The sequence below is a fragment of the Bacteroides sp. NGMCC 1.200775 genome (assembly GCF_040798045.1).
Classification (GTDB): Bacteria; Bacteroidota; Bacteroidia; order Bacteroidales; family Bacteroidaceae; genus Bacteroides; species Bacteroides hominis.
The window spans coordinates 1284096-1299892 of the sequence record NZ_JASCQK010000001.1 but is presented as its reverse complement, the minus strand read 5'-3'; the positions used below and the strand labels follow the sequence as shown (position 1 = coordinate 1299892).

At 43.5% G+C, this 15797-nt stretch carries 13 protein-coding genes; 5 read left to right on the top strand and 8 right to left on the bottom strand.

What is annotated here, in order from left to right:
• Positions 1–99 precede the first annotated feature (99 nt).
• On the bottom strand, positions 100–2673 hold the full coding sequence (locus tag QK890_RS05640) for a hypothetical protein (protein WP_005809648.1): 2574 nt from the start codon (positions 2671–2673) through the stop codon (positions 100–102).
• Positions 2674–2724: 51 nt separating this feature from the next.
• Positions 2725–3120 (bottom strand): PH domain-containing protein, encoded by a 396-nt coding sequence (locus tag QK890_RS05635; protein WP_005776054.1) that lies wholly within the window; start codon positions 3118–3120, stop codon positions 2725–2727.
• A 224-nt stretch (positions 3121–3344) separates the two neighbouring features.
• On the opposite strand from QK890_RS05635, the gene QK890_RS05630 reads away from it, so the two are divergent.
• Positions 3345–4934 (top strand): glycoside hydrolase family 31 protein, encoded by a 1590-nt coding sequence (locus QK890_RS05630; protein WP_165016090.1) that lies wholly within the window; start codon positions 3345–3347, stop codon positions 4932–4934.
• Positions 4935–5013: 79 nt separating this feature from the next.
• Here QK890_RS05630 and QK890_RS05625 read toward each other — a convergent pair whose 3' ends face one another.
• From QK890_RS05625 to QK890_RS05610, 4 genes are all read right to left on the bottom strand, one after another.
• Positions 5014–5487, bottom strand: coding sequence for a copper resistance protein NlpE N-terminal domain-containing protein (locus QK890_RS05625; protein WP_005776056.1), 474 nt, complete (start codon positions 5485–5487; stop codon positions 5014–5016).
• A gap of 41 nt (positions 5488–5528) precedes the next feature.
• Complete coding sequence (locus QK890_RS05620; RefSeq protein ID WP_005776058.1) at positions 5529–6815, bottom strand: hemolysin family protein; 1287 nt, start codon at positions 6813–6815, stop codon at positions 5529–5531.
• 158 nt (positions 6816–6973) lie between these two features.
• On the bottom strand, positions 6974–7774 hold the full coding sequence (locus tag QK890_RS05615; protein ID WP_005776059.1) for a M48 family metallopeptidase: 801 nt from the start codon (positions 7772–7774) through the stop codon (positions 6974–6976).
• Positions 7775–7816: 42 nt separating this feature from the next.
• Entirely contained in the window at positions 7817–10189 is a 2373-nt protein-coding gene (locus QK890_RS05610; RefSeq protein ID WP_367627246.1) for a TonB-dependent receptor, read from the bottom strand.
• A gap of 107 nt (positions 10190–10296) precedes the next feature.
• Here QK890_RS05610 and QK890_RS05605 point away from each other — a divergent pair, with 107 nt between their 5' ends.
• Complete coding sequence (locus tag QK890_RS05605) at positions 10297–10734, top strand: DUF2007 domain-containing protein (RefSeq protein ID WP_005809635.1); 438 nt, start codon at positions 10297–10299, stop codon at positions 10732–10734.
• A 31-nt stretch (positions 10735–10765) separates the two neighbouring features.
• Positions 10766–11584, top strand: a complete 819-nt coding sequence (locus QK890_RS05600) for an alpha/beta hydrolase (RefSeq protein ID WP_367627245.1) — start codon at positions 10766–10768, stop codon at positions 11582–11584.
• Between the two features lie 128 nt (positions 11585–11712).
• Here the strand turns inward: QK890_RS05600 and QK890_RS05595 are convergent, their stop codons facing one another.
• Positions 11713–12534 (bottom strand): DUF4595 domain-containing protein, encoded by an 822-nt coding sequence (locus tag QK890_RS05595; RefSeq protein ID WP_188521113.1) that lies wholly within the window; start codon positions 12532–12534, stop codon positions 11713–11715.
• 168 nt (positions 12535–12702) lie between these two features.
• Here QK890_RS05595 and QK890_RS05590 point away from each other — a divergent pair, with 168 nt between their 5' ends.
• Together QK890_RS05590 and mnmA are read left to right on the top strand one after the other, a co-directional pair.
• A complete protein-coding gene (locus tag QK890_RS05590) occupies positions 12703–13989 on the top strand; it encodes an O-acetylhomoserine aminocarboxypropyltransferase/cysteine synthase family protein (protein ID WP_367627244.1) in 1287 nt (428 codons plus the stop codon).
• 3 nt (positions 13990–13992) lie between these two features.
• Positions 13993–15054, top strand: coding sequence for a tRNA 2-thiouridine(34) synthase MnmA (gene mnmA, locus QK890_RS05585; protein ID WP_005776066.1), 1062 nt, complete (start codon positions 13993–13995; stop codon positions 15052–15054).
• 31 nt (positions 15055–15085) lie between these two features.
• On the opposite strand, the gene QK890_RS05580 is transcribed toward mnmA, so the two are convergent.
• Positions 15086–15763, bottom strand: coding sequence for a response regulator transcription factor (locus tag QK890_RS05580; protein WP_005809625.1), 678 nt, complete (start codon positions 15761–15763; stop codon positions 15086–15088).
• Positions 15764–15797: the final 34 nt, after the last annotated feature.

The window sequence follows — 15797 nt, the reverse complement described above, 5'->3', positions numbered from 1 at the left end:
GACCCTCTGCTCCCCATTATCCTGCGTACAGAGATGGGCCAAAGAATAAATTTAATCTTTCCATCTTATACAAGACAGATTTCAGTGTATATAAGAAAATCAATTCTCGTATATTCCGATTAGCCCATCCGCCGTGATGGTTTCTGCATTTATTTTTAGTTTCCGGCATCTGCTATTATTGTAGAAGCGGATGTGGGCTTTGCCGTCCTTGTCCGTACTAACTGAGGGATTCCAGTAAAGAGTACGGCGATAATCGGGAACGGGAGGAAGTGCGGAGTAATTCGGCTGATAGAACTCTTTGACCGGACTATATCCGTCAAGCCATGTTTTTCTGACACCTTTGCCTGCCTCTGTCGGTATTTTGCCTTCCGGATAGGTTTCAATCAATACGGCGCAACCATATAAGTCGGATACATCGAAGGGTGAAAGCCGTGGGTCTGCATACCGGCAAATAGTGGAAAGGTTTTCAGTAATATAAATCGATTTGATGGCTTCAAGCCTTATATATTTGTATTTATTATAGTCCATCTCAGTATGTCGGGTACATTCATAATTGATAACGAAGAGCGGCATTTTACTTTTGTAATATAGATAATTCCTTTGTGGGACAGGACTGAAATTCTTATTCATATTCAGCATCAGTTCGTGTATGTCGTCACCGATGAATTTTCCGCTGTCCTTTATGTCGTCCAGTTCAGAATGGACGTCATAATAAGCTATTGATTTTGAACGACTGTCGTAAATCTCTTTTTCTTTACTTCTTTTTTTAGCTTTGATGGTCACCTCTTTCAATCGATAGTTCTTTTCGTGGTTGCCTGCTTTAGCCAGTGAATCTGTATAGGCGGCAAAGAAGGTTTCGATGTCGTCTTCTGTCAAGACATTTGTTTCTTTATCCAGAATAGTATCTTCTTCTTTTTTCGTATTGGCGATGTTCACCTGCATGTCGGCATAATGATATTTTGCGGGGGGAGGGCTGAACAATCTGTCTAATAGAATACGATAATCTTTCTTTTTTCTGTTGACTGTCACTGCCAATATCAAGTCCCATTTCCCATAGATATCCGATATCAGTGAAAAACGTCCTAAACTATCGGTAGTAATAGCCTCGATGAAGCTGCTGTTTTCTTCATTTTCTCCCCGTTTTTTCAAAAAGCACGATACTTCTACGTTGGGTTTTGGAAGTTGCCGGACGAAAGAAACAACCTGGCCCCGTGTTTCGATACCTCTTTCGGGACCATATTTGAGGTTGAGAGATTCAATTCCGGTCATTTGCTTCCAAGAGTAGCGGCGCCAACCCTGTATCCTCAATAACAGATCGATTGCCATGCGGTGTGTGTCGTCTTCCGCTTCAAAATAATAGCCGGGATTGCGGACATACCCTTTTATCTCGGACATTAATAGGAGGTCGGTTAGTATATTGCGTCCTGATTCCACTTCATTCATGCCATCTCTTACGGATAAAGCAAATGTGTTTTGTACCGGTTGCATTTCAGCTCCGGTTAAGGTAAATTCCAGATTTACTAATTCATAGGGATTGTATGTTTCTTTGTCTGTCCGTGCTTTTATAGATAATCGTTTTTGAGGGTGAATGAATATCAAACGGTCGGACAGGACTTCTCCGCCACCATTGAATAACGCGATACGGGAGACTCCAGGTGTTAATCTGCTTTTATCTATTTTGAAGCGAATGATTTCATTTCCTTCAACGTCGATCAGACAAAACTTGTGAAGCTTTCCTCCGCTGATAACTGCTAATCCCAATAGAGTGGCGGGAGTATTGGGATTCTTTTGCAAAGCAATTTCCACACTGTCTGTGTATGACAGATTATCAACATGTAGCGCATACCCTGCTGGCAGGGCTTCCGGCATATTAAACTGGTGTTTTTTACCATTAAACTCGACGACTGCTTTTTGTTTATCACCTGTAGGTGTGTAATTGAAAACTCCCCGTCCGTCATGGATTGCGGTGAAATGGGCTGTTTCCTGTTTTTCGTCGTTGATAACAGTACCACTCAATGTTATGGGGTTGCCATAGGCATCTGTCGCTTCGAAAGCGATTTGTGACTCTATTCCCTGAATCAGGTTTCCACTTTCGGGGAAGAACTTTAAATTTACTTTTTTGCCTTTTGTCGGTTTGGGGCGCTCCATCGGGTAATTTCCTGTTGAATATTTCCGCATCTCTTTTTCAGCGAAGTTTCCTTCTGTTTGGGGCTTGTCGAAGACCGGCAGAAGTCTTGAAAAAATAATATCTTCCCCAAAGTTAAGCATGTATTTCGTATAGGCACGAACCTCGTAAAAGCCCGAATAAAAGGGTATTTGGTTTAAAGTGAAATCTCCGTGACATTGACCGTTCTCTATTTTTAATATCCGTTTGTCGATTATTTCACCTCCGGGATTCAATAATTCGACATATAAAGTTTTACTCAGGTTTGTGGCCGGGTATAGATCGGAGGTGACCAGAAAACATTTAAACCAGATATCATCACCTTGATAATAGCTGGTATTATCGAATTGCAGGTAAACTTTCTCCTGTGGAATATGTTTTGAGAAATTTTCTATCAGACAGGCGTATTGGCTCAACTTTTGGACAAGGCTGTCTTTGTTTTGTGCAGATACATGAAGACAAAACAGGCATAGGAATAAGTATCCCGTCCATTTTTTTGTTGTTTTCATCTTATTATAGCTTGGTTAAACGGTTATTCTTATTTTCTGCTATATCTTGTTTCAGGTAAAGTTCCTTACTGTCATGCCGGGATTTACCTCTTGCAGGGCTTTTATCAGTTCCTGAGGTGACTCCGGGTCTACCATGACAAATCCAGTGGCATGTTTGATTTTTATTTTCTGTATACCCAAGGCATGGGGAGTATATGTAATACTGGTGATATGATTGAAAGAGCGTTTTTGATGGAAGCCGTTCACAATTTGCAGCATTCCGTTTTCTTTGACGATGTATCTACTGGTTGCTTGCGAAAAGTAGATTGTCGCACCCGGACCTAAGCATGCAGCGCCTATCCATATTGCCTGAATTGTTATGAAACTGATGACAATGCAAGCTACTATGCCTATAGCGAATAGCCAAAGCCCTATCTTGGGATTTCTTGCTTTAAATGTTTGTTCCATCTTTTTTAAGATTATGTTTGTAACTGTCTGATAAAGATAGGAAAAAATAGAATAAAAGAATGAAATAACTTTCTTTTTTTGAGTATTGGCTATGAAAAGATTGATTTGGGTCCTATCCGTGCAGAGATAGACCGGAAAAATAATTCTTTGCCGGTAAACCATTAATTCTGCCTTTTTATCTATTTTTGCCACTTGAGAATTTTTTTAATATTAATCTAACTATCATGAGACGAAAAGCGACTTTACTATTGCTCGTAACATTCGGACTACTGCTTGGCGCAGTGGCACAGGAAAAAATGAAAACAGTGATCGAACCCTTGAAAAATGAAAGATGGTGGGGAGGATTCGTAGCTTTAGGTAACCAGATGCCGTTTGGTGATCATTTGCGGATGCAGGATATGTCACGCAATAATATGAATAATCAGGTAGTTCCGTTCATGCTTTCTTCCGAAGGCCGATATATATGGGCCGAGAAATCTTTCTGTTTTGAGGTGAAAGACGGACAATTGATTATCTATTCGGATTCGGAAAAGATAGAACCGGTAAAAGCGGGGAATACACTGAAAGAAGCTTTACTGGCAGCTTCGGCGAAACACTTTCCACCTTCGGGACAGATACCGGAACCTGCTTTCTTTTCTCTTCCACAGTATAATACATGGATTGAACTGATGTATGATCAGAATCAGGAGGACATTATGAATTATGCCCATAAAGCCGTAGAAAACGGATTTCCCCAAGGCGTATTCATGGTAGATGATAACTGGCAGAGATATTATGGTAACTTTGACTTCAAATCCGAAAGATTTCCTGACCCGAAAGGAATGACCGACGAACTGCACAAGATGGGATTCAAAGTAATGCTGTGGGTTGCTCCTTATGTATCGCCGGACAGTCCTGAATTCCGTGAACTGGAAGCAAAGGGATATTTATTGAAAGATAAGAATGGACGTACAGCCATCATCCATTGGTGGAATGGTTACAGTGCCTGTTATGACACCACGAATCCGGAGGCTATGAATCATCTGAAGGAACAGTTAAAAGCCAATCAGGAGAAATATGGTATCGACGGATTTAAATTTGATGGTGGAGACGTTGCTTATATGACAGGAGAATATGCTTTTCATGATAAAGAGGCCGATGTGAATACTTTTATGGAGAAATGGGCCGAGATAGGTTTGAGCTTTCCCTACAATGAATTGCGTGCTGCCTGGAAGTTGGGTGGTCAGGCATTGGTACAGAGGCTGGGCGATAAGGATTATTCCTGGCGTGCGACTCAGTTGCTAATTCCCGATATGACTGCCGCGGGATTATTGGGACATTATTATACTTGTCCGGACATGGTAGGCGGAGGCCAGTTTGGTGCTTTTCTGAATGTGAAGAAGTTTGATGAAGAGTTGATTGTACGCTCCTGTCAGGTACACGCCCTGATGCCGATGATGCAATTCTCCGTGGCTCCCTGGCGCATCCTGAGTAAAGAAAATGTAGCGATTTGTGCTAAGTATGCCCATTTGCATCAACAAATGGGAGATTATATTCTGGGATTGGCAAAGCATGCTTCCGAAACGGGTGAACCTATTGTTCGGCACATGGAATACCAGTATCCCCATCAAGGATTTATCGATTGTAAAGACCAGTTTATGTTGGGTGACAAATACTTGGTTGCTCCGATGCTGACTTCCGGGACAAGCCGTACGGTGATGCTGCCCAAAGGTAAATGGAGAGATGATCGGGGGAAGGTATTTAAAGGTCCGAAAACAATAACAATAGATGTCCCGCTGGAGCGCTTGCCGTATTTTGAGAAGCTGACTAAATAGTAATTTCTATAATTAAAGAGAAAAGCCACACTAACATTACATAGCGTGGCTTTTGTTTTGGGTTTAAACTACTTTTGTGTTATTTTACACGAATGATGTTGTAATTCAGGTCGCTGGCAGATACTTCCAGGCTGTCGTCAGCCAGGGTAAGGGTAGTATCATTAGCGATTACGAAATAAACAGGTTCGCTTCCGTCACTCGGGTTCAGTTTAAGAGCCGTTTTCTTTTTATTCTTTACGGTTTTCTCCACTGTCACCGGTTTTCCTTTAGAAGTGAAGGTTTTGTCTTTACCTTTGCCTTCGGCATCCAGATAAGTGACGTCCAGTGTATACGTTGTATCGGCCGCATTCGCCAGTGTGTTCAAGGTTAACACGTAGCGGATACCCGGACCGTCAGCAGCGGGAAGTACACCTTCGTAAACCTGAGTTTCTTCCATAGTGGGTTCCATAACCACTGCCAAACTGTCTGCGGCTGCTTCTTCAGCTTTTGTTCCTTTTGATTGGCAGGATACCAATGCAGCAACAACGGCTGCCAACATAATTACTTTTTTCATTGTTAAGTGCTTTAAATTAATATAAAAAGTGAGTGCTATTCCTACTCTTCTTCTTTCTTTATGACAAGCAGCTTATCGACCCTCCCGCGGTCCATGTCCACTACTTCGAACTGCAGGTTTTTATAAATGAATATATCTCCGGCTTTTGGAATGCGTCCTATCAGGAACATCGCCAGTCCGCCCAATGTGGTAAAGTCTTCCGACTCGATGTCATCATAGGAGAGAATTCCCATCTCTTCCATAAAGTCCCCGATGTTCATCGAAGCTTCTACCAACAAAGAGCCGTCCTGTCTGCGAACGATTTCCTCTTCTTCAGTATCGTCCTCTTCCAGAATGTCTCCAAAGATACTTTCGGTCAGGTCGTGCAGGGTAATAATGCCCTCCGTGCTGCCATACTCGTTAACAACAACTCCGAACTTATTTTTGTTCTTCTTAAATAGCTCTAAAACTTTTTTTGCGTACAAACTTTCCGGTATAAATAGTGCCGGACGGGTGATTTCTTTCAGATCAAACTCCTGTTCGGTGCCTACCATTAAGATAATATCTTTTACAGAAACGACGCCTGCTATCTCTTCTGTATTATCATCGATCAGCAGGTATTTGCTGAAGTGTTTATCTTCGATGGTCTGAAGGACTTTTTCTTTACTGTCTGTCGTATGCAGAACGATCAGGTCGCGACGATGGGTCATCAGTTCGTTGGCACGTTTATCCGAAAACCGGAATACATCGCGCAACATTTCGGTTTCTTCTTTGTCGATGACTCCCTGTTCCGAACTTTGATGCAGAATCATTTTCAATTCTTCTTGGGTCATCAGCCGCTCTTCACTTTTCAGCCCAATCAGCTTATTAAGCAGGCGGGTAGAGATGCTGAGTAACCATACGAAAGGATAAGAAATTTTAGTCAGCAGAATCATGACGGGGCTTAACAGGGTTGCATAGCGTTCCGGATTACTAAGAGCAATGGATTTGGGAACCAGCTCTCCGATGATCAGCGACAAATAAGTAATGATGACTACTGTGGTAATCATAGCGAGATCTTTTGCATAAGGTTCGGCTCCCGGAATCATAGCGAAAAGGGGAACTACATCGTCGGCAATGGCCACTCCACCATAAGCACCCGATATGATACCGATCAGCGTAATACCAATTTGGATGGTAGAAAGAAATTTTTCGGGTTCTTCCAATTGTTTCAGTACTCCCCGTGCTGATTTATTTCCTTTGCTTACCAGGGTTTCAAGGCGTGCTTTACTTGAAGATACTAAGGCGATCTCGTACATGGCAAAAATACCATTCAGTACGAGTAAAAGAATAATGATTAAGAATTCCATATAGATGTGAATAGTTTCATGACCGCAAATTACACTAAAGTACGGACTCATGCAAAATCTATCGAAATTATTAATGAATTTTTTCAAAAAAAGTTGAGGCCGACCCTCCGGATGTGGGGGCCGGCCTTATGCAGGATCAGAAAATGTTGTATCCGGGTTTATTTATTCTTGGTGTATTCGTCAGCTTTTTCTTTAGCACGGGCTACGCGTTTGGCTGTATCCGGATGTGAAGAGAACATTTTCTGGAATTTGGATTCTTTCGGGGCTTCGGCCGATAATTCCAATAATTTGTTCAATGCATTGTACATTGCGTATGGATCGATATTATGTTTGATGCTAAATTCAAAACCATAGTCGTCCGCCTCTGTCTCCTGTTTCTGAGAGTATTGCGCACCGGCCAATGCTTCCGCCATGGCACCCAGTTCAGAATCTGACAGTTTAGCTACAGTCGAGCTGGCAGCTCCTGCGGCATTTTTTACGGCCGAACGGAGATAAGCATTCTTCATTGCATCTTTTGAGTCTGTATGAATCACGTGTCCGATTTCGTGTCCTACTACAGCCATTACTTCATCGTCTGTCATAATGTCCATCAGACCGGCACAAATGCGTACACTGCCGTCACCACATGCAAAAGCGTTCACATCCACAACCTCGTATACGCCGAAATTTACTTTCAGTCCGTCCACTTCTTTGATGTGTCCGGTCAGTTTCTCCAGTCGTTTGCCATACTCACTGTCAGCAGCTGTCAGCGGATTGTGGGTATCCATCCATTGCATATATTCTTTGCTCATAGCTGCAATGTCGGCATCCGACAGCGTGATTGCCTTAGCTGCGTCACTTCCTGCCTGTACCACTTTGCCTACATTGATTTTTTTACCGCCGATTTTAAATTGTGCCGAGGCAGTCGTGAAGCACATTCCACATAACAGTGCTGCGATAAAAACAATTCTCTTTTTCATTTTAGTAAGTTTTTGTAATTAATAATATAGTTGTCTATGTGTTTAATATTCAAATGTGATTCCTAATGTAGGCATTAAAGTTCCGCTTTTTTGAGAGATGTATTTCATCTTATAGCGTTGTTCGGCTATCGGAGCCGACGGATTTTCGATGACTCCCGTACTCATCAATATGTCCGGCTGGCGGAACTTGCTGTTTGTCACATTTTGCAGGTCAATGTAAAAACCGAGCATACAGCGTTTCAAATAGAATGTTTTGTCAACGCGGACATCCAGTTGCCCAAAGGCCGGCAAGCGTCCTGTGTTATATTGGCCGTAATCATAATAGGGCCGTCCTTGGGCATTCCATGCCGTCACCAGAGAGGATTTGTCAATATCGTAAGGTGTGTAGGGGGCTCCGCCGATGCAACTGACCTTCATTCCCAGACTCCAGTTGTGAGGAAAGTTATAGGTTCCACTCATATTGAATATGTATCGGTTGTCCCAGGCGGAAGCTATGTACTCGGATTCTTTGTTGTTGCGGTATTCACTTTTGAATAACGTGAACGAAGTGGACAGATTCAGCTTTTTGGCTATCAGCCATTTCATCAGTATTTCTGCTCCATATGCCCTTCCTTGTGAGGTAGAACTTAATGCTTCATTCCCGATCACTCCGTAATCGTTTCCTTTACAGGCCAGAGGTATCCCGTCGACAATAGAGAATGGTATTTTATCATATTTTTTATAGAAACCTTCAATAGATAACTCGAAGGTATTGCGCGGACGCCAACTCAGCCCTATGCTTTCCTGACTGACTCTCATGTAACGGAGGTATTTGTTGACCAGTTTGCCATTGTTATCTTTGAATCCCAATCCGGTATAAGGAGGCAACTGATAATACAGTCCGGCATTCCCGCTCAAGTAGACTCCATCCGTCAGCCGGTAGGAGAGTGACAGGCGGGGAGACAACTGATCGGACATTCCCTTCATGCCGGAAGAGAAGTTGTTGGCATCAGTCCGTACTCCGAGTGAGGTGGTAAACCGTTCGTCGGGTGTAGCATAACTAATGGTTCCGAATAATCCCCAGCGCCAAAATCCCAAATAGGTATGATAATCGAAGGTCTTGCCTCCATCGATATAAACCCGCTGGAAAGTGGTATTGGTATATTGCGAATAGTCCAGGTTAGCTCCCAAATTTACTTTCCAGTTTCCGAACGTCGAGGCATTTTCTATCCGGAACTTGGTCTCCTGTTCCACCGAGCGTAATTTCAATGACAGTTTTTTTGCACTACTTTCGTCGTTGTTCAGATATTTGGTGTTGCGGTTATTCAGATAACTGTGGCTTATAACAACAGATTGTACATGGGCTCCGGCATAATGACGGTATACCGCTCCCAGTGTGAAGGTTTCCTGCTGAATTTTAGGTAAATAGCTGAGGATATATTCGGCTTTTTCTCCGTCGAGTTTCGTGTTCAGTTTCATGTTGTCGATGCCGCCAAGCCCCAGTACAGTCAGTTCGTTAGTCGTATTGAAACGGGTTTTCAATTTGAATTGCGCATCTGTAAATGTAGGCAGAAATGGTAGGCCCAGCATATCGAACAGGAATTGGAGGTAAGACTGCCGTACTGAAACCAAATAGGAAGTCTTTTTGCCAAGATGTCCGTTAGATGCTAAAGATACCTCCGAGGCACCCAGTGTCGCCTTGAGTGAATTGCGTTCCATGTCGCCGTCACGCAATTTGAAGTCAAGCACCGAGCTGAGTGAATTGCCTTTGTCGGCAGGAAAGGCTCCGGTATAGAAATTCACTTCACGGATCAAGTCGGCATTGATGATTCCTACGGGACCACCCGATGCCCCTTGTGTACTGAAATGATTAATGTTAGGTATTTCCACTCCGTCCAGATAGAATCGGTTTTCGGATGGAGAACCACCCCGGACAATCAGGTCGTTCCTGTATCCTGCCGGAGAGAAAGCAACCCCCGGATATGACTGTACGATGCGTGAAATATCCCGGTTGGCCCCCGGACTTTTCTCAATTTCCTGCAGGCCGATGATGCGTAGTCCGACAGGACTTTCCAGATCATGCCGGAAAGGGGAGGCGGTGACTGTGACTCCTTCCAGTTCGGTCAGGTTCTCTTCCGTTTCGATTTGGATGGTAAGATCTTTAGTGGAGACAATATATTCGGGGGTAAGTACCGTTTTATATCCTACCGCAGATGCCTGAAGGCGATAAATACCGGGGGGGACTTCCTGGATGTTGAAGTGCCCTTCAGCATCTGTCACCGCTCCACGTCCCAGCCCCAAGATCAGTACATTGATAAATTCCAGTGGTTGACGGCTGGCTTTGTCAATTACAGTCCCCTTGATTTTGTGCGTTGGTTGCGCACCGGCTGCCGTGAGCAAGCCCAAAAGAAACAGGAAGAAAACAGTTTTTTTCATTGGCCTGGTTTCGATATACTTTGTGAATTCTGTGCAAAGTTATATAAAAAAGGTTTTGGCTCTCGTTTTTATCTGCTATTTTTGTGGGGAAGTTTTAAATATAAATTATGAAAACCATAAAGCTGATTACTTGTAATGATGCCGTTCAAGCTCATATCATTCAGGGAGCACTTGCTAACGAAGGCATCGACTCTCTGTTACATAATGAAAATATGTCGACATTGTTGCGAGGTTATGTCCGTGACATCTCCGGAGTAGATGTTTTGGTGGCCGATTGTGATTACGAAGCGGCCGTGCGATTGTTACAGCAGAATCAGATGATTCCTGAAGAACAGAAGTTTTGTCCTTTCTGCGGTTCAGATCAAATCAGGTTTGTTCTTAAAAAGGAGCACCGGATGAAAGCCATCAGCGCTGCCATCGCTTCTATGCTGGCAGGTGTTCCGCCGGGAGATAATCATTGGGAATATATTTGCAGCCACTGTGGAAAAGCTTTTGAGAAACCGGTTGCGGAATTCAATCCTGTTGTTCCCGAAGTGGGGGATTAAAATGGTAAACTCTAAAAAACATAGATTAAAAATGAAAAGAAGAAACTTTATTTTGGCTTGTCTGCTCTTACTCGCTTTACCTCTTAGTGCTGCAAAAGTGGATACGCTGATGGTGAAGAGCCCCTCTATGAATAAGGAGGTTCAAGTAGTGGTAGTGACTCCTGATGTTGCTTCTGGAAAACAGGCAGTGGAGTATCCCGTGCTCTATTTGTTGCACGGTTATGGCGGCCATGCCAAGACTTGGATTCAGATAAAACCGAATTTACCGGAAATCGCAGATGAAAAAGGGATTATTTTTGTATGTCCCGACGGGAAAGACAGTTGGTACTGGGATAGCCCCAAGAATCCGGCGTACCGGTATGAAACATTTGTTTCTTCGGAGTTAGTGAGTTATATTGACCAGAATTATAAAACGATTGCCGACCGTAAGGGGCGTGCCATCGCCGGACTCAGTATGGGAGGACATGGGGCTATGTGGCTCGGCATCCGTCATAAAGATGTGTTTGGAGCAGCAGGAAGCACCAGTGGAGGTGTCGATATCCGCCCTTTTCCGCAGAATTGGAGTATGAACAAACAGTTGGGTGAAATGGCTTCCAATAAAAAGGTGTGGGATGAACATACGGTAGTCAATCAACTTGATAAAATTCAGAATGGCGATCTCGCTTTGATTATTGATTGTGGTGAAGATGATTTTTTTCTGAATGTAAACAAAGACTTTCATAACCGGTTGTTGGGGCGCAAGATCAATCATGATTTTATTACCCGTCCCGGTGAACATAACGGGAAATACTGGAATAATTCCATTGATTATCAAATCCTCTTCTTCAGTAAGTTCTTTGCCAAGAAGTAGGGAACAGGTGATAAAGAGCATTCTGGGATTATAAGTGCCACTCTTCTCCCTCCGTATATGAAGCCTGGGTAGGTTTGGATGGGGCATTACTTCACTACTTCGTGAGGGCAGAGGCAAAGCCGTTCTTCTTATTCAATATTGATATTGATGGTTCTCGTATCTGTTTTCGTTTCATTGTATGCATTACCGTTTATATCGATCACAGTACCCGTAGAGGTAGTCTTTGCTATGATTCCGGTTGGTTTGCCGTCTTTATCCAGTTCATAAGTGTATTTTGTATATTCCTCCTCGTTTCCTTCCGGAGTGTTTCCGGTAATCAGATACTTTGACTGGGTGCCCAACAGTCTGGCATAAATAGCGTCGGTGTGGAGGGACAGGGGGTAAATATCACAAACCTGCAGGCAGGGAAGCTGATACAGGTTCTTCGTATTTCCCACCTGATAATTGGTTTGCTGGCCATTGGCTATGATATGGCTTAAATTTCCGTTATCGTATGCCAATTCCACAGAAGAATAAGGCGTACCGTCTATTTCTTCGTCGATCCGGGTAAGATATTCGCCGGAATATGTGAATTTATACTTTCTGATCTGGCTGGACAATTTATAAGTGCATTCGGTGGCATATCCCGTATCCCCTAAAATATAGGTACCCGTATTCCCGTTTTCATCTGTCAACGTCACTTCGTTGCCGGAGTAGGAAAGAGTCACTTCGTGTGTCAGGCTCTGTCCGTAGAACTCCTGTACAGTGGTGTGGGTCGTTAATTTATTGTTATTGAATACGTAAGTATCCGTGCGGTATACATCGCCTCCGTCACTGTGCAAATTTTCCTTCAGGGTCATTTGGTTGAAATCGGGAACCGGGGGAAGATTCTGCTCTTCCTTATCATCGGTACATGCCGAAACAGCCATGACAGAAAATGATAAAAGGAAACAGTATAAAAGTTTATTCATATCAATAATGTTTTATTCGCCTGCAAATGTAGTTAATAACCTCTTTATCTACCACGATTATGGTATAAAAATGCCTTCAATGTGCGATTTCTTCCCCGGTCGGATTCTTCTATCTTTGCAACATATAAAAATTGGACACTGACAATGAACTCTAAATATAGATAGCAAATGGAAACGAAGAAATTACATTTTGAGACTTTACAACTCCATGTTGGACAAGAGACTCCCGATCCGGCAACCGATGCACGTGCCGTACCTATTTATCAGACAACTTCCTATGTATTCCGGGATTCGGCCCACGCTGCCGCACGTTTCGGATTGCAGGACCCGGGGAATATTTATGGACGTCTTACCAATTCCACTCAGGGAGTATTGGAAGAGCGTATAGCGGTTCTCGAGGGTGGAGTAGGCGGTCTTGCCGTTGCTTCCGGAGCCGCAGCCGTGACATATGCTATCGAGAATATCATTCGTTCCGGTGACCATATTGTAGCTGCCAAGACCATTTATGGGGGCACATACAACTTGCTGGCACATACTCTGCCTACTTATGGAGTAACAACCACTTTTGTAGATCCGTCCGACCTTTTTAATTTCGAACGGGCTATTTGTGAAAATACAAAGGCGATATTTATCGAAACTCTGGGAAATCCCAATTCCAATATTATCGATATGGATGCCGTAGCCGCCATTGCCCATAAATATCGGATTCCGCTGATTGTGGATAATACTTTCGGTACGCCTTACCTTATCCGTCCCATTGAGCATGGAGCAGATATTGTAATACATTCTGCCACTAAATTCATTGGTGGACACGGCAGTTCGTTGGGAGGGGTTATTGTCGATTCCGGTAAATTTGATTGGGTCGCTTCCGGTAAATTCCCTCAACTGACCGAACCTGATGCAAGCTATCATGGTGTACGGTTTGTAGATGCTGCCGGGGCAGCTGCCTATATTGTCCGTATACGTGCCGTACTGTTGCGCGATACGGGAGCTGCCATCAGTCCGTTCAATGCTTTTATTCTGTTACAGGGATTAGAGACTTTGTCTTTGCGTGTAGAACGACATGTAGCCAATGCTTTGAAGGTTATTGATTTTCTGGTGAACCATCCGAAGGTAGCAGCTGTTAATCATCCATCGCTGCCCGATCATCCGGATCATGCTATCTATCAGCGTTATTTCCCTGATGGAGCAGGTTCTATCTTCACTTTTGAGGTAAAAGGAGGAATGGAGGAAGCACAGAAATTTATCGATAGTCTGCAGATATTCTCTTTGCTGGCCAATGTGGCCGATGTGAAGTCGCTGGTGATTCATCCCGCCACTACCACACACTCGCAACTGAATGCACAGGAGTTGGCGGAGCAGGGAATTAAGCCCGGAACGGTAAGACTTTCGATAGGTACGGAACATATTGAAGATATTATTGATGACTTGCGTCAGGCATTAGAGAAAATTTAAAAAATGGATATAGCAGCATTATTATCAGGAGGAGTAGACAGTTCGGTTGTGGTACACTTGCTTTGTGAGCAGGGATATAAACCTACACTTTTTTACATAAAAATAGGGATGGACGGAGCGGAATACATGGATTGTTCCGCCGAAGAGGATATCGAGTTATCTACTGCCATAGCCCGGCGTTACGGTTTGGAACTGGAAGTTGTGGACCTGCATCGGGAATATTGGGATAATGTGGCTGCTTATGCCATCGAGAAGATACGGAAGGGACAGACACCGAATCCGGATGTGATGTGCAATAAACTGATCAAGTTTGGATGTTTTGAACAGCAGGTAGGAAAAGATTTCGATCTTACGGCAACCGGACATTATGCTACGACTTTGCAACTGGGGGAGAAAACTTGGTTGGGTACAGCTAAAGATCCTATAAAAGATCAGACCGATTTTCTGGCTCAGATTGATTATCTGCAAGTTTCAAAGTTACTGTTTCCGATAGGAGGACTGATGAAGCATGAAGTTCGCGAGATAGCTTTGAAGGCCGGGTTGCCCAGTGCCCGCCGGAAAGACAGCCAGGGAATTTGTTTTTTAGGCAAGATAAATTATAACGATTTCGTCCGTCGCTTTCTGGGTGAAAAAGAAGGGGCGGTGATCGAACTCGAAACAGGTAAAAAGATTGGAACCCATCGCGGCTATTGGTTTCATACCATTGGCCAGCGAAAGGGGTTGGGATTGGGGGGAGGCCCCTGGTTCGTTGTGAAAAAGGATATTCAGGATAACATTATTTACGTCTCACATGGGTACGATGCTGATAAACAGTACGGATACGAATTCAGGATGAAAGACTTCAACTTTATCACAAGTAATCCGTGGAAAGATTCGACAGGTGAGGAGGACGTTACGTTTAAGATCCGGCATACACCGGAGTTTATCAAAGGCCGTTTGATACAGGATGCAGACGGTTACCGGATTATCTCTTCCGAGAAATTACAGGGAATTGCTCCGGGACAGTTCGGGGTGATTTACGATGCCGAATCCAGAATTTGTTTCGGGAGTGGTGAAATAGGATAATGCCCCTCCCGAAAATCTTTCTTTCGTTTTTTCAAATATAATATTCCGCCAAGTCAACAATGCCTGCCCGCATGGCATATTTGATGGCCTCGTGCACATTGTTCACTCCCAGTTTACGGAATATATTCTTTCGGTGACTGTTGATGGTATGGAAGCTCAGATTCTTCTCTGCGGCTATCTCTTTGGTCGTTTTTCCCAAAGCTATTTCTTTCAGGATTATTTTTTCTGTCGGTGTAAGCAGGCGGTCTTCCTGCGGCACGAAAGTATGCACGGATGAAGCAGTGTTTGTATTTCCGCTTCCCGATAACAGCAGATTGCTTACGTGATTGCAGATAAAGCGTTCTTTGCGTGATGCGCATTGCAGAGCCGACATAATTTCTTCTTTGGAGTTATCTTTCAACACTACTCCGAACGCATGGCTGCTGAACAAGACCTGCCTCAGGAAGCCGATACTCAATTCGTCGGAGAACAAGAGCCAGTCCGACTCTTTGAATCGTTCCTGAAGGATAATCAGTTCATCCGCACCGGAAAAATCGAACAATGTATAATCTAAAATAACCACCGCTTGCGGATGAATGCGTAATAGCTGAACCAACTCTATTTTATTGTCGGCTTCCAGCAACAGGCTTACTTCTTTCTGCTTGCTTAACAAAAACATCATTCCTGCTTTCGTGATGTCCTGGTTATCTGCGATGATATATTCTCTCATAATCTATCCATAAAAAAACTCCGTTGCAAATGTA